The sequence below is a fragment of the Corynebacterium sp. KPL2850 genome, assembly GCF_040225855.1.
In the GTDB taxonomy this organism is placed as follows: domain Bacteria; phylum Actinomycetota; class Actinomycetes; order Mycobacteriales; family Mycobacteriaceae; genus Corynebacterium.
This window is the reverse complement of the sequence record NZ_JBEHFV010000031.1, coordinates 1-24,698: the sequence shown is the minus strand read 5'-3', so window position 1 is coordinate 24,698 and position 24,698 is coordinate 1. Positions and strand designations below refer to the sequence as shown.

Genomic DNA, 24,698 nt, shown 5'->3' with positions numbered 1-24,698 from the left:
GCATGGTGGAAAGGTACCTCACTTCCCCAGCGAGATGCTGGTTTCAAGGTGTCCACCATCTGGGGGTCAGGTCCAATTATTATGAGGAAGGACAACCGCACCATAGCGCTGATTACTATGAATAGTGATACTGAGTTACTGCACTTAGACAATGAAGTGGAGTCCGATGGCTGAGACATCTCCACCCATCCGTATCCTTATCGCAGAGGATCAATCATTGGTTCGCGGTGCCCTTGTCGCTCTCCTAGCTACAGAACCAGATATCGAGGTAGTTGCTCAATGTGCAACGGGCAACGAGGTTGCGGAGCTCGTTGCCAAGCACAATGTGGAGGTAGCTCTACTCGATATTGAAATGCCTGGAAAGAGCGGTCTAGACGTAGCTGAAGAGCTCTCCGACAGTCCATGCAAATGCCTCATCGTTACTACTTTTGGCCGCGGCGGCTATGTAAAGCGCGCTATAGATGCCAACATCGCTGGGTTCATAGTCAAAGACACTCCACCAGAACAACTGGCGGAGGCAATTCGCCGAGTAAAGGCTGGGCTCCGGGTTATCGATCCTGCGCTGGCACGAGAGAGTCTTTTTACCCCGGACAACCCGCTCACACCCCGAGAACGAGAAATCGCACAGCTTTTATTATCTGGGGTGGCTTCCTCTGAACTGGCGCGCAAAGTGCATCTTAGTCCCGGCAGCGTACGCAACGTCGTGTCCAGTATCATGACAAAAACCGATGCAAATAACCGCTACGAGGCTGCTAGGAACGCCCAAACTCAGGGCTGGATTTAAAAAGCGCATTTTTCACTAGCCCAATCGGACCGCGTTTTCCAGAAAATCGGCCATAGACATAAACTTAAGCCCCGTTCCAGACAGGAGCGGGGCTTAAGCGATATTTAATTAGGAATTAGGGCAAGAACTACTTGTTCTCGTCATCACCGTCGTTATTGGTGCCGAGCTTGTCATCAATGACATCGCGGGCCTTGTCTACCTGGTCTGCCTTGTCTTCGCCCAGCTTGTCCTTGGCAAAGTCCTCGGCCTTGTCTAGACCTTCGTTGGTAACTTCCTGGCCCTTTTCGGAGTTCAGTGCTTCCTTTGCCTTGTCAAAGATACCCATTGCTAATCCTTTCGTTGTTTACTTCATCTAACCATTGCCGTGCTTGGCAACACTGCCCACGATAACGACACTGCCGGTGCTTCGCCACCAAAGATAGCCAAAAGTTCTAAAGTGATAGCGTTAATGAGATCAATGACCAGCTCGCACGGAAAAGACAGAAAATGACGCACACTAGCCCTGGTGCAGACTGCAACGCCGCGGAATTCTTTGGGTTGGTATGGCCTGGCAAGCAAGCCGCGCGCGCTGCGGCGGAGACTCCCCTAGCCGCCGAGTTCGAGCTCGATGCTGCGTTAAGCAGCTCTACCACCTCGCCCAATAGCATCCACGTGGCCGATAACCTGCCGGTTCTACAGCACTGGGTTTCCACGGGCGAAACCTTCAATGTCATCTACATCGACCCGCCGTATAACACCGGCCGGGACTTTGTCTATCGCGATAATTACCGCGCGCGGCGAGAGGTAAATTCCGGCAGCTATGCCCAGTGGCACGCCGAGTGGCTGTCCATGATGTTGCCACGGCTCATCCTGGCCCGGCGAATTCTGGCGGAGAACGGCTTTATATTCGTCTCCATTGGAGAGGACGAAGCTGCTAATACCCGCAAGGTTTTAGACGAGGTTTTTGGCGAGGGCTGCTATGCCGGGCAATTCATTTGGAAAAAGGCCGGCACTGGGAAAAACGATTCCAAGTATGCGGTGGTAGAACACGAATACATCCTCTGCTATGCCAAGAACCCGGACAACCCCGGATTCAATGTAGATTCTGAAGGCTATAAGAGCACCAAATATAACCACGAGGATGAACGCGGCAAATACTCCTTGGTGCGCTTAGATTCTAAGACTCTGGGGTATCTGCCATCGCTTGATTTTCCCATTTCCTCTCCCGATGGCACGCAGCACTGGCCGGACCAACCGGCTGGCCAAAGCCAAGTAGCGCGCTGGCGCTGGGGCAAGGATATGGTGGAAAAGCGCTACGATGAGCTGGTCTTTCGGCGCGGATTCGTCTACACCAAGAACTATCAAAAAGCAGGGGCTCGGCCGCGATCCATCCTCGATGGGCAGAGGTTTGGCGTAACGCGCACCGGACGCCGCGACGCAGAGGACGTCATGGGTGTAGAAGGAATCTTTGAGTTCCCCAAGCCGGTACGCCTTATCAAGCACCTCATCGCCATTGGCGGTGGGGACGATGCCCGGGTACTCGACTTTTTCGCAGGCTCAGGCACCACGGCGCAGGCGGTCATCGACCTTAACCGGGAAGACAATGGCGAGCGCAGCTTTCACCTAGTACAAATTCCAGAGACCACCGCCCCGGACAGTTCGGCGCACCGGGCAGGATTTTTAAGCGTCGCGGATATTTGCGTAGAGCGCGTGCGATCCGTGCCTGGGGCCTCTTTCCGGGCCTACCGCGCAACCTAGGTTTCGCGGGTACCGTCAGGCCTGCCCGGGATGCCGAAGAAGTCCAAGACGCGGTCAGTGGCGAAGAATTGTCCTACTTCATTATTTTTGTCTCCAAGACCACCCGGCCACACGTGGGACCCGCCGCCGATGCGGATATGCTCCAGCGGTGCGGAGCAGCCCCGCCAATGCATGTCGAGGGCATTATTGACCAAGCGGTTGGTTTCTACTTTCTCCGAGCATTTATTGCGCTTGCGGTCCTGCTCTAGGACAGATTCAACGGAGAAATACTTGGTCTTGTGCCGAGTTCCGCCGTAATAGCCCACGACGGGATCATCGGTGCCGTGCATATCGAGGCGCCCTACCGGTTCATGGGCGCAATCTTTCAGAATATCTTCGTAATATGCAGCGGAGATAGTGGCAACCGAATGGAAGATGCCGGGCATTTGACAGGCCAAATAGGCTACGAAGCCACCGCCATTGGACATGCCGGTGGCAAAAAGCTGCGAATCATCAACGTTATAGGTCGCACGCAGGGAATCGAGGATGTCAAGAACGAATTTTTTGTCTTCGCTCCCGCTGGTTTTCGCGTATGGCGCGGGGCTCCACGCTTTCTCTTTTCCCGCGGGAAATACAGTAATGGCTTGTGCCGCATCAAGGCGGGAATAGTCGCGCAAGTTTTCCGCTGACTGCCCCCACCCGTGAAAAGCCATTACAACAGGCCACTCTTTTTGTGCCGTATAACTTTTAGGCACGCTGAGAATAAATGAGCGCCCGGACGGCAGGTTAATCGTCGAATACGATCCCGGTTCTGGACCACTGAGCGGCGCAGAGGTAGGAATCCCGAGCTGCGAGGCAGCCGACCCGTGCGATTGCGTGCTTTCGCTGCGTACCGCCGAGTCCGATTCTTCCTCATTATTTGCGCATGACACGCCCAGCGCCGCCACGCAGCACAAGACTGCGGTGCTCAACGTCGCGCGCACCGGCCTCCGTCTCATGATTTTCGTCCCTTCTGCCAAGCGGCCCATAACTGTTTATAGCGGCCCCCATAATTTAGCAGCTCTGCATGACTACCCTGTTCTACCACCCGGCCATTATCCATGACCACGATGGCATCGGCACGCGAGGCCTGGTCCAGGCGGTGCGCTACCACCAAGGCGGTTCGGCCCTCCATTACTGACTCTGCGGCGTCTTCTAAGGATTCAGCACCCACCGAGCCTGCTTCCGCCGTGGCTTCGTCCAATATGATGATACGCGGATCCAACAGTACGATTCGGGCAAGCGCCAATTGCTGCGCCGCCACCGGGGCCAACGGCATTCCTTGCGCGCCCACGATGGTATCGAGGCCTGCCTCCAGATCGAAATACCAGTCGGCCCGGACTTGGCGCAGCGCCTGCACCATTTCCGCATCGGTAGCCTGCGGCGCCGCGAGCGCAAGATCCTCGCGCAGACTCCCGGAAAAGACGTGCACCTCCTGGGAGACGAGGGCGAGGCGTTGGATACGCTCGGCATCGGAAAGCAGGGCAACCTCGACGCCATCGACAAGCACGGTGCCTTTATCCGGAACGCGCAAGCCCGCAAGCAACGCTGCCACGGTGGATTTTCCTGCCCCAGACGCCCCGACGAGGGCAACCGTTTCGCCCGGCTTAATCTTTAGGTTGACTCCCTCGATGGCCCAAGAGTTATCGCCATAACGGAAGGAAATATCCCGCATATCCACGCTGCCATCGCCCCTCGGTGCACCGCTATCCGGTACCGGTGCGGGCGGATCGATAACCACGCCAACGATGCGCGCCAGCGAAGCATACCCAGATTGCACTGTATCTAGCACGCGCATCAGCCCCATTAGCGGCCCGCGCAAGCGAATGAGTAATAACATCGCCGCGGTGACCGCGCCAACAGTAAGCGCATTGGCCTGCACCACCCAGAAGCTTACTGCCAAACCGCTGCCCAATAAGACCAGCTCAATGCCGGTGAGGTGGGCCTGGAGTACCATCATCGTCCGGCGCGCGTTATATCCTTCTTCCACCACACGCGTTGAAGCCGCGCCGATGCGATCGTGCATCGTCTTTTCCATGCGGAATGCGCGCACCGTATCCCTGCCGTGGATCGCCTCCAAAAGCCGGCGGGCGCGGTCCGCCATGGCGGCGCGCTCAGCGGCATACCGGTCAGGGGCGCGCCGCAGGTAATACCGGCCGGCTAAGAAATACAGCGGGGTCACGGCAACAATAACCACGAGGTATTGCCAATCCACCGTAAGTAGTGCCACTGCCGTTGAGGCAATGACAAAAATGGATTTCGCCAGCACGGGGACCGTTTCTGTAACCGCGGCGGATAGCTCCGCCACATCATCCGTTGAACGCGATACCAAGTCCCCAGTTCCGGCATCCTCGACGCGGTGCGTGGGAAGGCCGAGTGCCGTAGAGACCATATCCTCGCGCAGGGACGCAATAACGCGCTCGGTCAGCTGAGAGAGTACATAGAATCCCGCTGCCGAGAGTGCAGCAGATACTGCGGCGACCCCGATAAGCAGGGCTCCGAGGAGGGCGATGCTGGTGCCCGTCGTCACGGCATCGACAATCTTGCCGAGCAGGATCGCAATGCTGACATTGGCCGCTGCCCCGGCTATCAGGAACACCACGGCAATAACGGCGCGCCGGCGCGCGTGCGGAATGGCCGAAAGCTGCTGTGCCACAACCTTTCTTACCTGTGGCCAGGTGGCGGTGGGAAAACGCATTAGGACTCCACCCCCACTGCATGCCACGCGGGCGCCGATGTATAGACGATGGTGGGCTTATCCTTCCGGTAGTCCGCAACGCGGTGGGCTACCTCTTGTTCGGTAACGGAATCGACCGCCGTCGTGGGATCAGAAAGAATCAGCACCTCTGGATCCGCTGCAATGGCACGGGCAAGGGCGACTCGTTGCTGCTGGCCGCCGGACAGATTGTTTCCGCGCTCACCCACGGCGCGGTCAAGCCCACCGGGAATATCCGCGCCAGCAGCCACCTCTAGGGCCCGTGCGGCCGTATCCGCATCCGGATGGATATTGTCTTGTACAGTCCCGTCAAACAGCATGACCTCGTGTGGCACGACGATGAATTTTTCCCGGGGCAGCTCCCGTAGTTCTTCCGGAGCATGCCCATCGATCGCAGTCACCCCTGGCCGCAGCGCAGGAACCTGTGGCGCAGCGTCCTCGGGCAGGCCAGGCGCTCGCAGTAGGCCTACTATTCGCTGCGCACTCGCCTGCGCCGCGGCCCACCGGGAAGCGATATTTCGACCCAGCATGGTCATCGGGGTAATGATGAATTGGGTTAGGCCAATAATCATAATGAGCTCGCCAATGCTCATCTGCCCATTCAGCGCTAGGTAGCCAGCAGCAACGGCGACGGCGATGACATAGATCGAGCCCAGTGCCTCGGTAGAAGCATTCAATCCTGCCTGCGCCGCATTGGCCTCAACGGTTCGCTCGTAGGCGGCATCGGAATCACCCGCATAGCGCTTGCGCACCGTACCTATCGCACCGATCCCCTTAATAATGCGCAGGCCATGGACAATATCCGTCGCCGTCGCACTGGCGCGGCCCAATGCCGCTTGCCGGATACCAGAACGCTTGCGCAATGGACCAGCCGAGCGCAGCGATCCCCACACCACGATGGGACCGCCGCATAAGATGGCCACTCCTAGCGGCAGATTCGCCCGGCTGGTCATCACCGCAACATAAATGATGGACGTAATCTCTGCCACCGGAAACACCGTCATCATCACGGCATTTTGTACGCGGGTCGCATCGGTAGAGGCAATGGCCAATAACTCTCCTGGCGTGCGTTTCGGCCCGCCCATCCCTTTGGAATCCATAATCCGATCCGTGATGGCCATGCGCACGTCGTGGCCGATAACGAGCATGCTGCGCGCGTTGAGCCCGCGGCCAAACCACCCGGTAATGGCATTAACCGCGAAAGCCAGGACCAGAAGTGCAAGCCACCACCAGAGTCGCCCTATCGATCCTTCCACCACCGCTTCATCGATGGCATAGCCCACGATGACCGGCGTTGTGCCGTTGAGCACGAAGGAGATAGCCATGCACACGGCCGCTGGGATGGTCATCCCAGGCCGGGAGAAGACAGTCTTCAGCAACCACCGCCGATCTGATGGTTCTGGAAGTGTTGCCATAACAAGCCATTCTAATTCCCGGTAGGTTAGATAGCCTATGTCGACTCGCCACCCCAACCCCCAGCACTTCCCCAGCTACCGCAACCCCTCTGCGAAGCAGAAGCCTACCTTTGGCACCGATCCCCAGCGCACCCAGGCAGCGCGCGCCTTCCACCGCGGCGCGCACACCTATCAAGATGTCCGCCCCCATTACCCGGCCGAGGTTGCTGAGCTCATCGCCGGCGCCCACCGCGTTGCCGATATCGGCGCCGGCACCGGCAAGCTCACGGAGTCCCTCACCAACCCCAACGTGCTGGCGGTCGAGCCATCTCCAGATATGGCCCGCGTGCTCCACCACCGCCTAGACATTCCCATCATCCGCGCCACGGCCGAGCACACCGCGCTTGCCGATGCCTCCCTCAACGCCGCCTGCCTCGCCCAAACCTGGCACTGGGTCGACGTTGCCGCAGCCTCCGCGGAACTGGACCGCATTCTCGCGCCGGGCGGGCGCGTCCTTTTAGTGTGGAATACCCTCGACGTACACGCGGATCCCTGGATCCTTCGGTTAAGCCGCATCATGCACTCCGGCGACGTGCATAAGCCAGGCTTCTATCCCGAATACAAAGCGCCCTGGATCTTAGACCGCGAGGTCCGTCTAAGCTGGACCCACGAACTCACCCCAGAACAGCTCCACCAACTCATGCACACCCGCTCATACTGGCTCAGAAATAACGAGGCCATCCACGAGCGCATGACCCACAACCTGAACTGGTACCTCTACGAGCACATGGGCTTTTCCGCCGGCCAAAAACTGCACATCCCGTACCGCACGGATGCTTTCGTGCTGGTACGGGAGGCGAAGTCTCGCGACTGATTACAGGAGAACCTGGGCCAAGAGGGAGCCGACCACACAGGAGGTAAATACGGAGATCGCTCCGGGGATAAGGAACGAGTGGTTGATGACGTATTTGCCAATTCGCGTCGTACCCGTGCGATCGAAGCCAATGCAGGCCAAGTCAGAAGGATACGTGGGCAAGATGAAGTAACCATAAGCCGCACCGTAGAAACCAACGATGACAGCCGGGTCAATGCCCAATTGCAAACCAATGGGAGCAATCGCTACCAGTGCAGCGGCCTGCGAATTGACCAACTTGGACACAACTACCAACACGACGGCGTAGGTCCAAGGGGCCGCCTCAACGACAGAGCCCAAGTTCGTTTCCAGGGCATCGATATGGGATTGGAAGAACGTATCTGCCATCCACGCAACACCGAAGACCGAAAATACAGCGGTCATGCCGGCCTTGAATACTGGCGTAGATGCAATCTTTTTAGTATCTACCTTGCAGCTAAGAAGGATGATGGCACCGGCGACGAGCATGACCATCTGGATGACTAGGTTCATGGATACAGGGCTCAGCTCGCCGTCATCACCAGGAACCAGTGGGCGCAGGAACTCGAAGGCACCGAGGAGGACCACGCAGGCAATAGCGATGAGGAAGACGACTACCGAGCGCTTAGCCTCGCGGGAAAATTCCTTACCGATGAGCGAATCGGCGCTCTTATTGATGCTGGCGGCAAACTCTGGGTCTTTCATCCGCTCTTGGAAAGCCGGATCCTTGTCCAGGTCCTTTCCGCGACGCAGCGACCATAACGCAGCGAGAACAACACCGCATAAGGATGCGGGAAGCGCCACCGTAAGAATCTGCGGAATCGAATAAGCCTTGTCGATAGCTCCAGCATTTTCCGCAAGGATCGACGCAAGAGAAACGGTAGCCACGGACACGGGCGAAGCGGTAATACCCATCTGGGCCGAGGTCGAGGCCACTGCCATTGGACGCTCAGGACGGATGCCCTTTTTGAGCGCGATGTCTTCAATAATCGGAAACATGGTGTAGACCACGTGGCCAGTGCCGCAAAGTACGGTAAGGAACCAAGTAGTCAGTGGTGCCAAAATGGTGATGCGCTCTGGATGAGCACGCAAGAACTTCTCCGCATGCTGCATCATCACTTCCAAACCTTGTGCTTGTTGCAGCGTGGCTGCGCAGCCGATAACGGCAATGATCGTAAGCATGACCGACACGGGGGCTCGCCCGGTGCCAAGCCAAATACGAAGACCATCAGCATCAAGCCGATGCCAGAAATTAATCCTAGGCCGATCCCGCCATAGCGGGTGCCCAAAAGCAAAGCACTTAAAATGATTATGACTTGAAGCACGATAGCCAGGACTGAATCCGGGGCAATCACATTCGCTAACATGTCATGCCTTTCAAACAGAAAGTAAATGGTTGACAAGTTTTATCCTATCGGCGCCATAGTGCTTTCACCGAAGCGAAAAGGAGAGCGAAGTGTCACACCATTGTTGGTGACACTTTTGCTCTCCTAAGTGGTAAAATACCGGGTTAACCGGCGAAATTATGTAGTTTTGAGGCGCCCTGATGCCTCTACAGTGAGCTCCGGCTTTGCTGGCGAGACAAACTCAACTACACCTCACGTGCCAACCCCGAAAGCTGTTGCGCACTTAGTTGTCGATTCCTCGGGCCTTGTCCTTCTCAGACTTCAGGTCAATCTTATAGTGCAAGTGATTTTTCACTGCGGGCCACTCATGCCGCAGCACGCTATACACGCAGGTATCTCTGACTATCCCGTTATCTAGTATCTGGTGGCCGCGAAGGATTCCATCCAGATGCGCGCCCAAGGATTCCAACGCGCGGCGGCTTTCACGGTTAAAGGAGTTGGTGGTGAAGAACACGGATAAGCAATCAAGCTGCTCAAATGCATGGCCCATGAGGGTCAGTTTGCAGTCTGCATTAACCGCAGTATTCTGCGCCGATTGCCTGTACCAAGTGTATCCGATTTGTGCGCGCCTGTTATCTAAGTCTAGGGCCTGATAACCAGTCATCCCCACCGTAGTGCCAGCAGAATCAAATACCGTAAAAAGCTGCGACCCGTGGGAGTCATACCAAGAAATGCGTTCTTCCACGGCTGTTTCCATCTCGCTTGGTGATGGAACCTTGGTATACCACCGCTTCCATAATTCCCCGTCCTGCACCGCCTCAGCTAGTCCAGGGGTATGGTCTACGCTCAACGCCTTTAAAGTGATATTTTGCCCGCGCAAGATCTCGATTTTCTGTGACACCGTATGTACCTTCTTGCTTTCTGGGCCTAAGCCAATGCGCTGATGTTTTTCAAGCTTAGCCGTTAATGACACCGAGCGTAATGAGATAGATAAAAAACGAGCGAAGCCCCACGGTTGTGAAGGCTTCGCTCGTTGTCGCAGTGAACTCTTATTTCCGCTTTTTACCTCGGCGTTCGCGCACGCGCACGGCGATGCGGATGGGAGTGCCGTGGAAACCAAAACGCTCGCGGAACTTGCGCTCAAGGTAGCGCCGGTAGGACGCGTCGAGGAATCCAGTGGTAAAGAGAACAATCGTCGGCGGCTGGGTCGATGCTTGCGTAGCAAAGAGCACTCGCGGCAAACGATTATTCTTCATCGGCGGCGGGTTGGCAGCAATCGCCTCACGCATCCAGTTATTGAGCTGACCGGTAGACACGCGCTGATCCCAGCTTTCTAGGGCCTCGATCATGGCCGGCTCCAGCTTTTGCAAGGCGCGGCCGGTCTCAGCTGAAATATTAACGCGGGTCACCCACGGCAAGTGCCGCAGCTGCTCGTCAATCTCTCGGTCGAGGTAATAGCGGCGGTCCTCGTCCATCAGGTCCCATTTATTGAACGCGATGACCAGTGCCTTGCCGGATTCCAGCACCATATTGAGCACGCGCTGGTCTTGCTCGGAGATCTCCTCGGAGGCATCGATAAGCATGATGCATACCTCAGCCGCATCGATCACGCCGCGGGTGCGCAAGGACGCATAATACTCGTGGCCCTGCGCGTTCTTGACTTTCTTGCGCAGGCCCGCGGTATCAATAAACTTCCACAACTGCTCATCTAACTGCACCAGCGAGTCCACGGGATCCACCGTGGTGCCGGCGACATTATCTACCACCGAGCGCTCCTCGCTGGTGAGCTTATTGAGCAACGAGGACTTGCCCACATTAGGCCTGCCGACGAGCGCGACGCGGCGAGGGCCCGACGTAATCGAGGTCTCGCGCGGTTCTTCGGGGAAGCTGCGCAGGATCTCATCCAGCACGTCCGCGCCACCGCGTCCGTGTTGTGCGGACACCGGCCACGGGTCCCCGAGGCCCAAGGCGTAGAACTGCGCCATATCCGCATACTGGTTATCGGAATCGAACTTATTCGATACCACGATCACCGGAACCGGAGACTTTTGCAGGCGGCGCGCCATAACCTCATCGGTTTCGGTAATGCCTACTTTGGTGTCTACCACCATTACGATGACATCGGCGGTATCCATCGCCATTTCTGCCTGGCGGGCGATATCGGCGTGCATGCCTTTGACGTTGGGATCCCAACCGCCGGTATCCTGCACGATAAAGCGCTGCCCATTCCAGTCCGCCACGTAGGACACGCGGTCACGGGTAACGCCAGGGTGGTCTTCTACGACGGCCTCGCGGCGGCCGAGGAAGCGATTAACCAGCGAAGACTTGCCCACATTCGGCCGGCCCACAATGGCGACGGTGCACAGGGCTTCTTCGGTGGCATCGGCAAAGCCAAGCGACTGCGAGAGCTGCTCCCACTCGTCCTCACTGAGAGGTTGCTCGAGGTCGTCCTCGTCCCCGTAGTCGGCCTCGCCGAACTCTGACTCATCAAAGTCGTAGTCGAATTCTTCGGCATCAAAATCGTCCGTAGCCCACCCCGGCGAGGTCTCTACCGTTTCCTCGTCGAACTTACCCGCAGGGTAATGGAACTGCGTGACTTCTTCCTCTGGGGACTCAAAATCTTTATTGCTCATGAGCGGGACTCCTTAACCACGTTGATAAGAGCCTGCACGACGTCCTCCGGGCTCATGTCAGAGGTATCGACGATAGTGGCATCGTCGGCTGGGCGAAGCGGCGAGGTGGCGCGGGAAGAATCCGCGGCATCGCGGCGCTGCACATCTGCCAGTACCGATTCAAAATCGGAGGCGATGCCGGCCTTTTCGTTTTGACCGTGTCGGCGCTGCGCGCGAACTTCCGCCGAGGCCGTCATGAATGCCTTGGCGGGGGCATCGGCAAGCACCACGGTGCCGATATCGCGGCCCTCTACGATGGCGCGGTGGGCGCGTTGCGCCAGCGTGCGCTGCAATGCCACCAAGTTCTCGCGCACCTCTGGGATGGCAGATACTGCGGAGACGTTCTGGGTGACCTCGTCTTCCCTGATGACGCGGGAGACATCGGCGCCATCGAAAAGCACCTGCGTGGAATCCGGATCATCGGAAACCTCCAAGGGCAGATTCGCCGTCGCGGAAATCACCGCTTCCTTGTCCGCGGGATCCACGCCTTGGCGCAATACCGCCAAGGTTGCCACGCGGTACATGGCGCCGGTATCGATGTATTTTGCATCCAATTGCTTAGCTAGGGCCCGGCATGTCGTGGACTTTCCCGTTCCGGAGGGGCCATCGACCGCAAGAATCAAACCTTCATCAGGCATATTCGAAATCATTACATTCCCACCGCTTTGTACAAGCTCGTCAACTCGTTGGAATTCAGTGCGCGCAGCCCGCCGGGCTTCATATCGCCCAATTGGACCGTGTGCAGCTTGGTGCGCACCAGGCGCTGTACGGGATAGCCGGCTTCCTTCAGCAGGCGGCGCACGATGTGCTTGCGGCCTTCGTGCAACTCGACTCGGACCAGAGAGAACCCCTGGTTCTTGTCCACTACCTGCACGAAATCGGCCTTGGCTAGGCCATCTTCTAGCTCGATGCCCTCTTTGAGCTGGCGCACAAGCTTATTATCGGCCTCGCCCAATACCGTGGCCAGATAGGTTTTCTTCACCTCGTATTTGGGGTGCATCAGGCGGTTGGCCAATTCCCCATCGTTGGTGAGGATGAGCAGGCCTTCCGTATCCGCATCCAAGCGGCCGACGTGGAATAGGCGCTGGCCCGAGGCGACCTTTTCAGACACCACGTCCCCCACGCAGGGGCGGCCGAGATCGTCTGACATCGTCGACTGCATTCCGCGGGGTTTATTGAGGATGAAATATTCTTGATCCTCGTTGACGTTCACGCGGACGCCATCAACGCGAATGACGTCCACGGCGGGATTAACCTTGACGCCCTGCTTGAGGATGACATTGCCATTTACTTCGACACGGCCGGCATCAATGAGGATTTCCGCGTGGCGGCGCGATGCGACGCCCGCCTTGGCCAAGACCTTCTGCAGGCGCTCACCTTTGGGCTTATCGTCATCGGCCAGCCAGTCAGCGCCCAATTCGCGCGCCACCGATTCTGCGGTGGCCTTCTGCTTTTTCTTGGATACGTGTTGATTGCGAGCCGGCTTGGCATTAGAGACAACGATATCGCTGTCTCGCTGCTTCTTATCCGGTGTGCCGTCACGGCGAGCGGGAGGAGTCACTTAAGCGTCCTTTTCTCTCGAAGATATGAAATTACCTGCGTGAGTCTACCCCACCTCAGTACTCTTCGTCGATTGCATCGACATCTGGGAGAAGCGGTGCCAGATCCGGAAGGCGTTCCAGCGAGTCTATGCCAAGGAGTTCGAGGAAAAGCTCGGTGGTTTCATACCGGTGCGACGCCCCTTCGAACTCGTCCTGTGGGAGCTCGCGGATGAGCCCACGCAGGTTAAGGGTGCGCATCACGCCGTCCACGTTGACACCGCGGACCGCCGAGACCTGCTGGCGCGTGACCGGTTGGCGATAGGCCACGACGGCGAGGGTTTCCAAGGCCGCGCGCGAGAGCTTTGTTTGTGCCCCATCCAATAAGAACTCCTCCACCGCGCTGGCGTTTTCCTGGCGGGTATAAAACCGCCAACCTTCTGGCGTTTCGCGCAGCTCAATTCCAGAGCCGCGGCTATCGAATTCGCGTTGGATGGCCCGCAAGCAGTCACTAATGACCGCCGGTTCCACGCTAAGCGCCCGCGCCAAGGACTCTACGGATGCCGGCGAATCGAGCACCAGCAAAATCGATTCGAGCCGGGATCGCAATTGCGAAATGAGCGGAAGATCCATGCCCCTTAGAGTACAACCACGGACGGCGGTGCTAGCACTAGTCCCAATTTGCTGCGGCTACAACCGCGGGATCTACGTCCAAGCCGGTCCAGGAAAGGTCCAGCTGGCCCAGCGCTTCCTCCTGCTGGGCATCGACCGCCTTGGCCTTAAACAGTTCCAAGAGCGCCAAGAACCTGCCGACGATATGCATGGTTGTGGTGCAATCCCGGGTAAGCGAGGAAAAACTTGTCCACTGCCCTGCGCCCATGAGTTTGAGCGTTTCGAGGATCTTTCCAGCTTGTTCGGGTACGGAGACGGCAACGCCATGAATATGGCCCGTTGCCACTTCTTCCGGCGGCTTGGGGCGAAAGACACCCGCCGCCATTTCCGCAAAGCTCGCCGGAGTATGCCCCAACGTCACGGGAGGTAAAAGCTCCGCAAATTGCTCCTCGATGCTGACCGCGCGCGGATAGGAGCGCTGCGCTTCCCGCTGCCAGCGGGCAAATTGATCCGCCGCCTGCTTATAGGCCTTGTACTGCAAAAGGCGGGCAAAGAGCAGGTCACGCGATTCCAGCAGCTCCAGGTCCTCTAGATCATCGACCTCACCCCGTGGCAAGAGCCGTGCGGCCTTTAAGTCCAACAGCGTTGCCGCCACGACCAAGAAATCAGTCGTCTCATCCAAATCCGCGTTCTCGCCCAACTGCCGCGTGTAGCCCACAAATTCATCGGTCACCTCAGACAAGGCCACATCCGTGATATCCATCTTCTTGGCCTGGATGAGCTGCAAAAGCAGATCAAATGGGCCCTCGAAATTCCGCAGGGCAATGCGAAACCCCGTAATCTCTGGTTGCGTCACGGTAGCTTAAACGGTCGAGCGCTCGATGACTTCCTTCGCCAGATCGCGGTATTGCTGCGCGGCCTGCGAATTTGGAGCCCACGAGGTGATGGGCTCGCCGGCCACGGAGGTTTCTGGGAAGCGCACGGTACGGGTAATGACGGTATCGAATACTTGGTCCCCAAAGTATTCCACCACGCGGGACATTACCTCGCGGGCATGCTTGGTGCGCCGATCGAACATGGTGACCAAAATACCCATGACTTCCAGATCGAAGTTGATGCGGTCAGAGACCTTTTCCACCGTATCCGTTAGCAAGGCAAGCCCGCGCAGCGAGAAGAACTCGCATTCCATGGGGATGATGACGCCCTGGGAACAAGCCAAGGCGTTGACCGTAAGCAGACCCAACGAAGGCTGGCAGTCAATAATGATGAAGTCATAGTCTCGGCGCACCGGACGCAGGGCTCGCGCCAAGGTGTGCTCGCGGCCTACTTCATTGACCATCTGGATCTCTGCCGCGGAAAGATCAATATTGGCCGGAACGAGGTCCATGCCGGACACGCTGGTGTGATGAATGGCGGAGTGTATAGAGGTATGGCTATCCAGCATCACGTCATATATAGAGTCCTCGATGTCATCATGGTTTAACCCCAACCCGGCGGAAAGGGCGCCTTGCGGGTCCAAATCAACCAGTAGGACCTTGCGTCCATACTCTGCGAGGCAGGCCCCCATATTGATGGTGGACGTGGTCTTGCCCACGCCGCCCTTTTGATTACACATCGAGATGATGGTGGCGGGCCCATGTTTTTCCAAGGGGGCGGGTTCCGGCAGCTCGCGGACAGGGCGGCCAGTTAGCCCCGTCTCTACATCAGAGGCTGAAAAGAGACCCTCTTCGCTCACAGTCAAACCTTCTTCCTTGACGCCAAGTCATGGACCATGACATTTGGCATAGGGTTGCTTACAACGTTGTAACTATAGCGTACCCGCTCCCCTGTATGACTACCGAGACTTTGCAAATATCAAGCCTCTATCTTTGACTTAAGCAATGGAAGCTACGCCCTCGGATGCGCCGCGCGCCATACCTCCCGCAAGGAATCAGCGGTAACGTGCGTATAGATTTGCGTGGTAGTCACTGAGGAATGTCCTAAGAGCTCCTGCACGGTGCGCACATCGGCACCGCCTTCGAGAAGGTGCGTGGCAAAGGAATGGCGCAGCGTGTGCGGGGAAATAGATTTATCCAACTGGCTGCGCTGCGCGGCCGTCTTAATAATGGACCACGCGCTTTGCCGCGAGAGCGCCCCGCCGCGCGTATTCAAAAACAGCGCGGCAGTCTTGCCCTTTCCCAGCACGGGACGGGCGCGCACTAGGTAGGCGTCGATAGCCTGCCTGGCATGCGAGCCCAGGGGTACAAGCCGCTCCTTATCGCCTTTGCCATGCAGGACTAGGACGTCATCGGCAGTAGCTACGTCATCGACGTTGAGCGAAATTACCTCAGAGATGCGCGCCCCAGTGCCATAAAGCACTTCTAGAAGCGCCCTATCGCGGAAGTCAACCGGCGTTTCCGTAGGCGTCGATTCGATGAGCCGTGCCACCTCATCCACGCTCAAGGTCTCGGGCAAGTGTTGCCCCGTGGAAGGCGGGCTCACCTCGGCCGCAACATCGCTATCAACTTCGCCCTCCGCAACGGCGAATTTATGCAACCCGCGCGCAACGATGAGGGCACGGTTGGCAGAAGATACCGCCATATTTTCGCGCAGATCCTTTAAATAGGCCTCCACCATAGGTCGAGTTACCTGCCGTAGGTCCTGGACCCCATTTGCTGCCAGCCAGTCCACGTATCGGCGAATATCCCGCCGGTAATTGCTCAGGGTATTTGCTGAAACGCCGCGTTCGACGGCGAGGTGATTCAACCAAGTCTGAGCGATGTCCTCTGCAGCAGTCACTGCTTTTTCAGATCCGGTCCGCTGCGTCGAGCAGCCATGTGGGTCGGGCGCAAATCGAACGGCGCATCCACCGAACGCGTCGGCTTTCCCCCAATGACCGTGGCATATGCAGATAAAATACCCGCGCACGCAACGGAATTAACGATCTCACCCCTCAGCACCCTGTCAACCGCCTGGTCTAGGTCCACCCAGGCAAAATCCATATCGGCTTCTTCATCGCCGGTGTCCTGCAGCGCGGGAACCTCACTAAGGTCACGAGCAAGGAAAATCCGCACGGCTTCCTCACAAAACCCCGGCGAGGTCACCATATCCGTGAGAACTTCCCAGTCCTTAGCGGCAAGGCCCGCTTCCTCCTGCAGCTCGCGCTGCGCGCCTGAAAGCTCGTCCTCGCCCTTCACATCGAGCAGTCCTGCGGGCAGCTCCCACAGCCGCTTGCCGACGCTATGCCGGTACTGATGCACCATCGCGATCCGCCGATCCTCATCTAAGGCGACCACCGCGACGGCTCCTAGGTGCTCGATGATCTCCCTATCCGCCGTGTTGCCTCCTGGCATGGACAAGGTATCGCGGCGTACGGCGACGATAGGCGCATCAAAAATTAACTCTGAATCCAAGACCTGAAAATCGTGGGCCACTGTTATTTCTCCTCTTCCGGTAGGGCGGAATCTGCGCTTTCTGCCGATCCGTAGTCCCCCCTGCCCCCATTAAGCTGTTCTTCGGCGGCGGAAATCACAGCAATGCGCTCTACCGCGCGCTCAATGCCGTCGACGGTAGAAAGATCCACGTCATTGGTGCGCAATTGCTCTACTGTCTTATCGTCCTGGGTCTGCTTGCTCCGCGCGCTCATCACCACGCTGCCATTGACCTCATCCAAAGCGGTGGCAAACTCAGCCAAGGTGTCGGAATAATATCCGCGCACCCCGCTGCCAGAAACAATGAGGATGGACTGGGCAGGAAGGATAGTCCCGTCCTTATAATCAATAAAGTCCTCATCGCGCAGGGCACGCAGCAGCTCAGATCGCTCTTTTACGCTAGCGAGCGGTTCCGTGCTTTCTGGGTCCATGGATAAGGCCGCGCCCAAAACCTCGCCGCCATAGCTTCCTACGGTTTTATCGAGTCCTTTAAGATCTGCATTTTTCGGGGCCTTATCTTTAAGGATTTTTACGATATCGTCTTTGCTTTCCCCGCGCAGAAAGTCCTTACTTAGCTTGATTTCTCCCGCTGCGGTGGCCCCGGAGGCTTCTAAGAGCTTCGTGATATCAGAAAGATCGCTGCTATTTGCGTCATCGGTGGAAATGACCAGCACCGGTCGCTGCGATAACGTACCGGAGACCAGATCTGGTGCCACATCATTGACGATGTCATCGCTCGCCTCATTTTGGTTCTGCAAGATCTTATTTTCTTGCACCACCTTGCGGTGTTCCGCACGGATCGGGTCATCGTCGGCCACGCTGGTGGTCAGGTTGGGCGCGATCACCAAGGCACCGAGGGTCACACCAACCGCCGCCCCTAGTCCGAGGCCCGTAATTAGTTGCGCTTTCGCCATATTTTTACCCCCCGCTTAGAATAGGCTCGACCAGGTCTGGCTTAAATTACTCAAGAAATCCTGGCTCCCGCCGAAGCCCACGATCAAGATGATCGCTGCAATCGCCACCAAGATACTCAAAAGGGCCCATAGCCAACCAAGGTGTGAGGACGGAGCGGAATACAGGTTGATTACTGCCTCAGCATCGACCACCTTGGTTCCGGCCTTCAGCCGAGACATTACAGCAGACGGAGCCACGCGGTTGGCAAAAACATCATCGAGGTCAAAGCCGCCACCTGACTGCACGATAAGGCCCGCACCGTGGTAATCCGCAAAGAGCAGCGCTAAATCCGTGGCCGATTCCGAAGCCGCCGGAAACGTCATGGCCCCGATGCCCAATTCTTGGATGCGGTCAATGCTCTCCACGCTGCCTTCTGGATCCGCAGGCACCACAATGCGCGCGCCGCAACGCAGCGCCTCATCGCTTACCTTGGCAGGATCGCCAATGATGAAGTCAGGCTTATATCCCTGCTCCAGCAGAGAATCCGCGGCTTCATCAACCGCAATGAGCAGCGGTTCATACTCCCGGATGAAATTGCGCAATTCTTTCAGCTGGGAGCGGTGGTCTTCAGTGGGAGATAAAACGATGACCTTCCGGCCAGCTATCTCGGAACCGGATGCGGGGACCCCGAGGCCATCGATAAGCAGCGGGCCTTCAGAATTAATGAAGTCGATGGAGCTCGCGAAATAGGACTCCATGTGGTCAATGAGTGCGCTTTGTGCCGCCTTGAAGTTCTTGTCTGCGCGCTCCCGGGAAACCTTCTGCCCCGTCCCGACTACTTTATCCGCGACGTAGACCTTTCCATCGTCCCCAATATGTGCCTTCTTGCCATCCTTAAACTCCGAGATAAATTCCTCGCCGAGGCCTTCGAGGAGGTCAATGTCGGCATCGAGAAGCATGTGCGGACCGCAATTAGGAATGGAGCCAGTAGAAAACCTGGCGACGTTGACCACCGCGGAGGGCTGCAAGTCCACGAGGGTTTGTGCCTCGGGCCGAGAAATATTCGCCGCATCAATAACGGCGATATCACCTTCAGAAAACTTCTTAAGACCTTTCGCGCCCGGGGTGCAATCGCGCAATGCAGCATGCTCACCAGGATGATCAGGGGTACGGGAAAACAGAGCCATGGGCTCCATTGTTCCTTGCTTAGTCCGCCAGCTGGGTAAGGCGCGCGGAAGCTTCTTTTTGTGCGCGATCAAAAAGCTCTTGGGCATGGGCGCGCCCCGTCTCGGTGTCATCCAAACCAGCCAGCATGCGCGCCAATTCCTCCACGCGCTCCTGTTCCGTTAGCTCGGCTACCCCAGAGGTAAATTTATCTTTCGAGACATGCAAATGCGCATCCGCATACGCCGCTACCTGCGGCAGGTGGGTCACGACGATAACCTGATTGTGCGCAGCCAGCCGTGCTAGCCGACGCCCAATTTCTACCGCCGCACGCCCGCCCACGCCGGCATCGACCTCGTCGAAGACCAATGTCGCACCGTCCTCGCTGGCGAGCACAACCTCAAGGGCAAGCATGACTCGAGACAACTCGCCACCGGAGGCCGCAGTGGCCAAAGGCTTCCCATTGAGCTGCAGCTCCGCAGCATCGGCGCCTGTCTTGGAATACTTTGCCGCGGAAAGCTCAACCGACATAGTGGAATTGGGCATGGCCAATCCATGCAGCTCTTCAGTCACCAACTTGCCCAGCGCCTCCGCCGCTTTCCGGCGGCTCTTCGTAAGCTTCGCCGCCTTCCGCTTCATCTCCTGCTCGGCCTCTTTGACCTGCGCCTTAAGTTCCTCGAGGACTTCAGTGGAGGTATCCATCGACTGCAATTTGGACTCCGCCTCATCGCGCCACGCCAAAACACCATCGATATCGCTGGCGTATTTACGGGTCAAGGCTCGGAGATCCTGTTGGCGTTGCAGAGACTTTTCCAGCAGATTCGGATCTGCCGGCAGTCCCGCGAGGTATCCACCGAGCTCAGCTGAAATATCGCCTAGCTGCGTGGTGATTTCAGAAATGCGCTCGCCTAAGTCCGCCAGCTGCTTATCCGAGGATCCCACTAACGCCGATCCCGCGCGCCCGAGCAGCGAAGAAGCGGCCTCATCAATCTCTTCCGTTCCATCGATCGCCGCCAAGGCAGTGTGCGCGGATTCGCGCAGACCGTCCACGTCTTGCAGGCGCTGCACCAACTGCACTAGCTCCGCGTCTTCCCCTGGCTCGGGCGCCACACCGTTGATCTCCTCTAGGGCATATTGCAGGCGGTCAACTTCCTGGGCAAGTTCCCTACGAGACTCGGTGCGCCGGCGATAATCCTTGGCCAGGCTGCGCCACTTTTTAAAGGCCTCAGCATAGTCTTCCCGAACGCCAGCCAGTTGCGGGTCTGCACGGTCCACGGCCGCGAGTTGCTCCTCTGGGGCCAAGAGGCGCAATTGGTCATTCTGACCATGCACGGTAATTATCTCCCGCGCGAAATCTCCCAACGTGGCGGCCGGTACGGCTCGCCCTCCCAAATACGCCCGCGATCGCCCCGCAGCCGAAACCGTGCGCGAGACAATAAATTCACCATTTTCATCTGGCTCACCGCCCACCGAGTCCACCAGCTGGCTGATGCTCTCCTTCGCGGAACTAAAATGGCCCTCCACGGCCGCTTTTTTAGCGCCATCGCGCACCCGAGAGGCATCGGCACGCCCGCCGGCCAACAATCGAAGCCCCGTAACCACCATGGTTTTGCCAGCGCCGGTCTCACCGGTCAATACGGTCAGGCCCTCCGATAATTCCGCAGAGCTATGGCGAATGACTCCTAAATCATTGATAGAAATATCGACAAGCACTATTTCTCCTTCGGTCCACGCCAGCCTTCCACGGGCAACCGCAGCTTAGAGACCAATCGATCCGTAAAGGGCTGATCATCCAACCGCACCCAGCGTACGGGGCGCTTACCGCGCACCACCTCAACGCGGGCGCCCGGCGGCATAATAAGTTCCCTGCACCCATCCAAGATAACCACGGCCGGTGTGGTTTGCATGGTTGATTCCACCGCCACCAAAGAGTTGGGAGAAGCCACTAAAGGTTTAGTAAAGAGTGCATGGGCATTATTCGGCACGACCAAGATTGCATCTAGCGATGGCCACAGCACTGGGCCGCCGGCAGAAAATGCATACGCCGTTGAACCCGTTGGCGTCGAAATTAGCACGCCGTCACAACCGAACGACGAGACCGGGCGCCGGTCGATCTCCAAAATCGCATCCAACACGCCCCACCTGTTCTGGTTTTCTACCGAGGCCTCATTCAAAGCCCAACTGCTAGCCAGTTGGTGACCGTTGGCATCCGAAATAGAGACATCCACCGTCAGTCTGTCCTCCACCCGGTAGCTCTTCTCTATTACGCGAGCCACGGCACGGTCTAATGACTCCACTTCCCATTCTGCGAGGAAGCCAACATGACCCAGATTCACTCCGAGGACAGGAATATCAACCGCGCGTGCCATATCAGCTGCACGCAGGAAGGTTCCATCACCGCCGAGAACAAGGACCAGTTCGCATCCCGCCGCCGCGTCATCAGTATGCGGGACGTGCTGTAGCCCCGGCAGTACGGTTTCGTCCGCACAAACGCGAACCGTTATCCCTGCCTCCTGCAATAACTCGGCTGCACGGGAGGTAGCCTGCAGGTTCTCTGCGCGATTGGCATGCGGAACCAACAATATCTCTCGCATTACTGCGGACCTTCTTCAACGGCAGTATCAATCATCTGTTTCATTGTAGCCACGTTCGTGGACATACCGTCCTTTTTCAGCCACAGGAAATATTCCACATTTCCACTCGGACCCGGCAACGGTGAAGCCACAACACCGTGCAGACTAAGGCCTAAAGACACGGCAAATTCAGCAACGTCCTGCGTGACCTCTTTACGCATCTCCGGAGAACGAACCACCCCGCCGCTGCCGATGCGCTCCTTGCCCACCTCAAACTGCGGCTTGACCATGGGCAGGAGCCACGCTCCGTCCTTCATACACTCCACAATTGCTGGCAGCACCAGTTTTAAGGAAATGAAAGATAAATCCCCGACCATGCCATCGCACTGGCCATTGGTCATCTCCGGAGTAATAGTGCGGATATTGGTCCTATCCAAGACGGTCACGCGCTCGTCATTTTGCAGCCGCCACAATAATTGCCCATACCCGACGTCAACGGATAGCACCTCACGCGCACCAGACGCCAAGCACACATCTGTAAATCCTCCTGTCGATGCCCCTGCATCTAAGATGCGGCCATCCATGTCGACGTCGAATGCGGCTAGTGCGCCCAAAAGCTTGTGCGCGCCACGAGATGCCCACTTGTCTTCCTCAGACTCCTCGACCTTGATGGAGACTTCAGGATCCACGACAGTTGCAGGCTTTTCTGCCTTAAACCCGCCGACCGTCACACGGCCAGACTTGATCATCTCGCGGGCTTGCTCACGAGATCGCGCGATTTTTCGGCGCACAAGCTCTGCATCCAGCCTGCGGCGTTGTGGTGGCATTAGTTCTCCTGCAAAGCATTCCGCAACACGGAATGCGCCCTGTCCAGTTGGTCGACTTCTTCTGCGAGTGTCGGTGCATCCTCGCCGAGAATTGTCGAAATCTCCGAATCTACTTCTTCGGGCTCTTTCACGGCCCGAAAATCGTGTGGCTTTACCGCCATTTCGACACAACCTTCTCCGCAAACTCGCTACGCGGCTGAATATACCGAGGTGGTGCTGGCATCGACCACGCCACTTCCAAGACCGTCCGCAGCGCTTGCACTGAGGTAGAGGATTCGTTTCCCCCCTGCAAGAGAACGTCATACCCATCACACCGCGCGGTAAAATCTCCTTGCGGTCCAGGTCGCACCTGCGAAATAGGCAATGAAAGCTCGTGCATGCCTGCACCAATGAAGTTAGGCCGTGCCTCCACGGGGGCCTCGATAAGCTCCAGCTCGCCCGATACGCCGGTCAAGACATGAAAGGTATTCATCGCTGCGGCGTTACCTCCAACAATATCCGTATCTAGCCGGTCGCCCACCGCCAATGGCTTTTTCGACCCGACCTTTTTGGCCGCGAGGAAGAACATCGCTGGTTCAGGTTTGCCGGCAGATACGGGCTCTACTCCCGTCGCCTTTTCGACGGCAGCGACTAGGGAGCCATTGCCAACGCCTAGCCCCCGCTCAATTGGAAGGGACGTATCCAAATTTGAGGCGAAAAATTTCGCGCCTGCCCGGATAGCCAGCGCGCCCTCCGTCAGCTGTTCCCACCCGACGGACTTATCAAATCCTTGCAGGACGGCTGCTGGTTTATCGTTAGCACTCGAGACCACGGAAAAACCCATGTCCTTGGCCAAGTCCCTGAAAGAATCCGCGCCGATAATTAGCACCTTCGCACCCGACGGGATTTCCTCGGCAGCTAACTGCAACACTGCCTGGGCGGAGGTGACGATATCACCAGAATCCGCAGTCAAACCGATATCCGTCAGCATTGTGGCAACGGCTTCTGGGCTCCGCGACGCATTATTTGTTACATATACGGCGGGAACTCCACACGTATTAATAACGTCTACGACGTTGCTTAGCGGACGGCCCCCCTCCCAGACGGTTCCATCCAAGTCCAACAATAAGGCGTCATGTTTGCTCAAAACACTCATTACTTACATTCCGCCAATCGGTCAGCGGCATCGGTCCAGTCGCCCTCATCAATGGCGATGGTGTGCTCGAACCACTCGTGTGCTTCATCGTTGCGACTCGCAGCAAGAAGCGCGTTTGCATAGGCATACGACAGCCTACAAGCACTTACTCCCCGATCGTTGCGGTCAGGTTGTGCCCTCTGAATGGTAACCACCGCTGATTCAGGCTGATCGAGGTCAAGGCGAGCGCCTGCCAACACAATTGCTAATTCGGTAGCGGATTCTTTGTCTAGCTCCTTGGCCTCCTCGCTGCGTCCTAACTCCAATGCCTTTTCCGGCCGACCCAATCCGCGTTCACAATCAGCCATAACCGCAAGCATTCCTGGACCGCCAGAAATACGGCGGGCAGCGCGCAGCTCAGATAGCGCCTCTTTCCACTCGCTGGCGCGGTAAGCAGCGATACCGTTAACTTCTCGGGCGATAGCCACGCGGCCTGCACGATCCTTAGCCGCGCGCGCATGCCGCAGCGCCAGCTTAGGATCATCATCCATCCAAGTCGCCGCCATGATCATATGCTTGGCGACGGCCTCCGAGTTTTCTTTGGAGAGTGATTTCAGGTCTTGGAGCACCAATGGGTCCAAATCATTGATATCAATTTCTTCAGGAATGTCCGGATCGGTCATACGACGGTTGATTCGCTCTTCCCTATAACCAGAGCGCTGTGGAGAGAAAGATTTCTTCTTTCCCCCTCCGCGAGAATCACGGTCCCCCGAGTTGCGTGGATTTCGACCCCGACGGTCTTGTCCTCGGCCATTACGGCCGTGCTGGTTGCGCTCCGACATTCAGTCCTACCCTTTCTTGGTTGGAACTCGCACAGAAATACCGCACCCATTCTACAGTGCTAAACGACATTCAAAGAATCTAGAATATCGGGCCCGAACCCCGGAAAGTGGACACGGGGATTTAATCAAGATGCGATAGTAAGTGTAGCTGATCCGGCGGCTTCG

General features: G+C 57.4%; 24 protein-coding genes and 1 pseudogene. 3 read left to right on the top strand and 22 right to left on the bottom strand.

Annotated elements, in window-relative coordinates; translation table 11 throughout:
* The first annotated feature begins 166 nt into the window (after positions 1–166).
* Entirely contained in the window at positions 167–784 is a 618-nt protein-coding gene (locus ABRP93_RS09880; protein ID WP_023022263.1) for a response regulator transcription factor, read from the top strand.
* A 127-nt stretch (positions 785–911) separates the two neighbouring features.
* Here the strand turns inward: ABRP93_RS09880 and ABRP93_RS09875 are convergent, their stop codons facing one another.
* Positions 912–1,109, bottom strand: a complete 198-nt coding sequence (locus ABRP93_RS09875) for an antitoxin (protein WP_023022261.1) — start codon at positions 1,107–1,109, stop codon at positions 912–914.
* A gap of 161 nt (positions 1,110–1,270) precedes the next feature.
* On the opposite strand from ABRP93_RS09875, the gene ABRP93_RS09870 reads away from it, so the two are divergent.
* Positions 1,271–2,521 carry a site-specific DNA-methyltransferase gene (locus ABRP93_RS09870; protein WP_023022257.1) on the top strand — a complete coding sequence of 417 codons (1,251 nt, stop codon included), beginning with the start codon at positions 1,271–1,273 and terminating at the stop codon, positions 2,519–2,521.
* Here ABRP93_RS09870 and ABRP93_RS09865 read toward each other — a convergent pair.
* The 3 genes from ABRP93_RS09865 to ABRP93_RS09855 all read right to left on the bottom strand — a co-directional run bounded on the left by ABRP93_RS09865 (position 2,518) and on the right by ABRP93_RS09855 (position 6,670).
* Complete coding sequence (locus ABRP93_RS09865) at positions 2,518–3,264, bottom strand: CE1 family esterase (protein ID WP_349887813.1); 747 nt, start codon at positions 3,262–3,264, stop codon at positions 2,518–2,520. The two genes, ABRP93_RS09870 and ABRP93_RS09865, sit on opposite strands and share 4 nt — an antisense overlap.
* A 230-nt stretch (positions 3,265–3,494) precedes the next feature.
* Positions 3,495–5,237, bottom strand: coding sequence for an ABC transporter ATP-binding protein (locus tag ABRP93_RS09860; protein ID WP_023022253.1), 1,743 nt, complete (start codon positions 5,235–5,237; stop codon positions 3,495–3,497).
* Entirely contained in the window at positions 5,237–6,670 is a 1,434-nt protein-coding gene (locus ABRP93_RS09855) for an ABC transporter transmembrane domain-containing protein (protein WP_349887812.1), read from the bottom strand. Before ABRP93_RS09855 ends, ABRP93_RS09860 begins: the two co-directional genes overlap by 1 nt.
* A gap of 37 nt (positions 6,671–6,707) precedes the next feature.
* Here ABRP93_RS09855 and ABRP93_RS09850 point away from each other — a divergent pair, with 37 nt between their 5' ends.
* Entirely contained in the window at positions 6,708–7,523 is an 816-nt protein-coding gene (locus tag ABRP93_RS09850) for a class I SAM-dependent methyltransferase (protein ID WP_349887811.1), read from the top strand.
* Here ABRP93_RS09850 and ABRP93_RS09845 read toward each other — a convergent pair.
* The 18 genes and pseudogenes from ABRP93_RS09845 to ABRP93_RS09760 form a co-directional block, all read right to left on the bottom strand.
* Positions 7,524–8,908: pseudogene (locus ABRP93_RS09845) on the bottom strand (anaerobic C4-dicarboxylate transporter). It lies immediately after the preceding gene.
* A 262-nt stretch (positions 8,909–9,170) separates the two neighbouring features.
* Positions 9,171–9,860 (bottom strand): GNAT family N-acetyltransferase, encoded by a 690-nt coding sequence (locus ABRP93_RS09840; protein ID WP_349887810.1) that lies wholly within the window; start codon positions 9,858–9,860, stop codon positions 9,171–9,173.
* Between the two features lie 76 nt (positions 9,861–9,936).
* Positions 9,937–11,520: a ribosome biogenesis GTPase Der gene (gene der, locus ABRP93_RS09835; RefSeq protein WP_239275852.1), complete on the bottom strand. Its 1,584-nt coding sequence runs from the start codon at positions 11,518–11,520 to the stop codon at positions 9,937–9,939.
* Positions 11,517–12,209: a (d)CMP kinase gene (gene cmk, locus ABRP93_RS09830; RefSeq protein ID WP_023022241.1), complete on the bottom strand. Its 693-nt coding sequence runs from the start codon at positions 12,207–12,209 to the stop codon at positions 11,517–11,519. The genes der and cmk overlap by 4 nt, the downstream gene beginning before the upstream one ends.
* On the bottom strand, positions 12,209–13,120 hold the full coding sequence (locus tag ABRP93_RS09825; protein ID WP_349887809.1) for a pseudouridine synthase: 912 nt from the start codon (positions 13,118–13,120) through the stop codon (positions 12,209–12,211). The genes cmk and ABRP93_RS09825 overlap by 1 nt, the downstream gene beginning before the upstream one ends.
* 55 nt (positions 13,121–13,175) lie before the next feature.
* The gene (gene scpB, locus ABRP93_RS09820; RefSeq protein WP_023017548.1) at positions 13,176–13,730 is read right to left on the bottom strand and encodes an SMC-Scp complex subunit ScpB; all 555 of its coding nucleotides are present in this window, start codon (positions 13,728–13,730) and stop codon (positions 13,176–13,178) included.
* A gap of 37 nt (positions 13,731–13,767) precedes the next feature.
* The gene (locus ABRP93_RS09815; RefSeq protein WP_023017549.1) at positions 13,768–14,565 is read right to left on the bottom strand and encodes a segregation and condensation protein A; all 798 of its coding nucleotides are present in this window, start codon (positions 14,563–14,565) and stop codon (positions 13,768–13,770) included.
* 6 nt (positions 14,566–14,571) lie between these two features.
* Entirely contained in the window at positions 14,572–15,444 is an 873-nt protein-coding gene (locus tag ABRP93_RS09810; protein WP_023022236.1) for a ParA family protein, read from the bottom strand.
* A gap of 152 nt (positions 15,445–15,596) precedes the next feature.
* Positions 15,597–16,487 carry a site-specific tyrosine recombinase XerD gene (xerD, locus tag ABRP93_RS09805; protein ID WP_349887808.1) on the bottom strand — a complete coding sequence of 297 codons (891 nt, stop codon included), beginning with the start codon at positions 16,485–16,487 and terminating at the stop codon, positions 15,597–15,599.
* On the bottom strand, positions 16,484–17,122 hold the full coding sequence (locus ABRP93_RS09800; RefSeq protein WP_023022232.1) for an NUDIX domain-containing protein: 639 nt from the start codon (positions 17,120–17,122) through the stop codon (positions 16,484–16,486). The genes xerD and ABRP93_RS09800 overlap by 4 nt, the downstream gene beginning before the upstream one ends.
* 2 nt (positions 17,123–17,124) lie before the next feature.
* On the bottom strand, positions 17,125–18,033 hold the full coding sequence (locus ABRP93_RS09795; RefSeq protein WP_349887807.1) for a copper transporter: 909 nt from the start codon (positions 18,031–18,033) through the stop codon (positions 17,125–17,127).
* Between the two features lie 15 nt (positions 18,034–18,048).
* A complete protein-coding gene (steA, locus tag ABRP93_RS09790; protein ID WP_349887806.1) occupies positions 18,049–19,209 on the bottom strand; it encodes a putative cytokinetic ring protein SteA in 1,161 nt (386 codons plus the stop codon).
* A 10-nt stretch (positions 19,210–19,219) separates the two neighbouring features.
* Positions 19,220–20,890, bottom strand: coding sequence for a DNA repair protein RecN (recN, locus tag ABRP93_RS09785; protein ID WP_023022227.1), 1,671 nt, complete (start codon positions 20,888–20,890; stop codon positions 19,220–19,222).
* The gene (locus ABRP93_RS09780; RefSeq protein WP_349887805.1) at positions 20,890–21,771 is read right to left on the bottom strand and encodes an NAD kinase; all 882 of its coding nucleotides are present in this window, start codon (positions 21,769–21,771) and stop codon (positions 20,890–20,892) included. Before ABRP93_RS09780 ends, recN begins: the two co-directional genes overlap by 1 nt.
* Positions 21,771–22,577, bottom strand: a complete 807-nt coding sequence (locus tag ABRP93_RS09775; RefSeq protein WP_349887804.1) for a TlyA family RNA methyltransferase — start codon at positions 22,575–22,577, stop codon at positions 21,771–21,773. Before ABRP93_RS09775 ends, ABRP93_RS09780 begins: the two co-directional genes overlap by 1 nt.
* Positions 22,577–22,738, bottom strand: coding sequence for a hypothetical protein (locus ABRP93_RS09770; protein WP_005282788.1), 162 nt, complete (start codon positions 22,736–22,738; stop codon positions 22,577–22,579). Before ABRP93_RS09770 ends, ABRP93_RS09775 begins: the two co-directional genes overlap by 1 nt.
* Positions 22,729–23,712: an HAD-IIA family hydrolase gene (locus tag ABRP93_RS09765; RefSeq protein WP_023022221.1), complete on the bottom strand. Its 984-nt coding sequence runs from the start codon at positions 23,710–23,712 to the stop codon at positions 22,729–22,731. The genes ABRP93_RS09770 and ABRP93_RS09765 overlap by 10 nt, the downstream gene beginning before the upstream one ends.
* A complete protein-coding gene (locus ABRP93_RS09760) occupies positions 23,712–24,374 on the bottom strand; it encodes a hypothetical protein (protein ID WP_349887803.1) in 663 nt (220 codons plus the stop codon). The genes ABRP93_RS09765 and ABRP93_RS09760 overlap by 1 nt, the downstream gene beginning before the upstream one ends.
* Positions 24,375–24,698: the final 324 nt, after the last annotated feature.

Excerpts from the sequence above, each read along its gene's own strand:
- ABRP93_RS09880 (WP_023022263.1), top strand. The coding sequence starts at position 167 with ATGGCTGAGACATCTCCACCCATCCGTATCCTTATCGCAGAGGATCAA.
- ABRP93_RS09875 (WP_023022261.1), bottom strand. The coding sequence starts at position 1,109 with ATGGGTATCTTTGACAAGGCAAAGGAAGCACTGAACTCCGAAAAGGGC.
- ABRP93_RS09870 (WP_023022257.1), top strand. The coding sequence starts at position 1,271 with ATGACGCACACTAGCCCTGGTGCAGACTGCAACGCCGCGGAATTCTTT.
- ABRP93_RS09860 (WP_023022253.1), bottom strand. The coding sequence starts at position 5,237 with ATGCGTTTTCCCACCGCCACCTGGCCACAGGTAAGAAAGGTTGTGGCA.
- ABRP93_RS09855 (WP_349887812.1), bottom strand. The coding sequence starts at position 6,670 with ATGGCAACACTTCCAGAACCATCAGATCGGCGGTGGTTGCTGAAGACT.
- ABRP93_RS09850 (WP_349887811.1), top strand. The coding sequence starts at position 6,708 with ATGTCGACTCGCCACCCCAACCCCCAGCACTTCCCCAGCTACCGCAAC.
- der (WP_239275852.1), bottom strand. The coding sequence starts at position 11,520 with ATGAGCAATAAAGATTTTGAGTCCCCAGAGGAAGAAGTCACGCAGTTC.
- cmk (WP_023022241.1), bottom strand. The coding sequence starts at position 12,209 with ATGATTTCGAATATGCCTGATGAAGGTTTGATTCTTGCGGTCGATGGC.
- scpB (WP_023017548.1), bottom strand. The coding sequence starts at position 13,730 with ATGGATCTTCCGCTCATTTCGCAATTGCGATCCCGGCTCGAATCGATT.
- ABRP93_RS09795 (WP_349887807.1), bottom strand. The coding sequence starts at position 18,033 with ATGGCGAAAGCGCAACTAATTACGGGCCTCGGACTAGGGGCGGCGGTT.
- steA (WP_349887806.1), bottom strand. The coding sequence starts at position 19,209 with ATGGAGCCCATGGCTCTGTTTTCCCGTACCCCTGATCATCCTGGTGAG.
- ABRP93_RS09780 (WP_349887805.1), bottom strand. The coding sequence starts at position 21,771 with ATGCGAGAGATATTGTTGGTTCCGCATGCCAATCGCGCAGAGAACCTG.
- ABRP93_RS09775 (WP_349887804.1), bottom strand. The coding sequence starts at position 22,577 with ATGCCACCACAACGCCGCAGGCTGGATGCAGAGCTTGTGCGCCGAAAA.
- ABRP93_RS09770 (WP_005282788.1), bottom strand. The coding sequence starts at position 22,738 with ATGGCGGTAAAGCCACACGATTTTCGGGCCGTGAAAGAGCCCGAAGAA.
- ABRP93_RS09765 (WP_023022221.1), bottom strand. The coding sequence starts at position 23,712 with ATGAGTGTTTTGAGCAAACATGACGCCTTATTGTTGGACTTGGATGGA.
- ABRP93_RS09760 (WP_349887803.1), bottom strand. The coding sequence starts at position 24,374 with ATGACCGATCCGGACATTCCTGAAGAAATTGATATCAATGATTTGGAC.